This is a genomic window from Thermogemmata fonticola (genome assembly GCF_013694095.1).
Taxonomy (GTDB): Bacteria; Planctomycetota; Planctomycetia; order Gemmatales; family Gemmataceae; genus Thermogemmata; species Thermogemmata fonticola.
Genome location: NZ_JACEFB010000061.1, coordinates 1 through 203, shown reverse-complemented (window position 1 = coordinate 203; position 203 = coordinate 1). Strand labels below are relative to the sequence as shown.

The window sequence follows — 203 nt, the reverse complement described above, 5'->3', positions numbered from 1 at the left end:
GCTCAGTGGGGTGGTTTGGAGCCGTTTACGTTGGATCGGTTGCGTGTGACGTTTGACAAGGCGATCAATGTCAACACGTTTACGTCGGGGGACATCGTGTCGTTTGTGGGTCCGGGAGGTTCGATTAGCACGTCGTATCAGATCACAGCGGTGTCTGGGGGTGGGAACAAGGTATTTGACATTGTGTTTGGGGTGCAGCGTGG

1 protein-coding gene is annotated in these 203 nt (G+C 54.7%); it reads left to right on the top strand.

The genetic code is table 11. From position 1 onward, the window contains the following. Positions 1-203: hypothetical protein (locus H0921_RS17685; RefSeq protein ID WP_194539847.1), on the top strand; the 203-nt coding region annotated here is incomplete at both ends.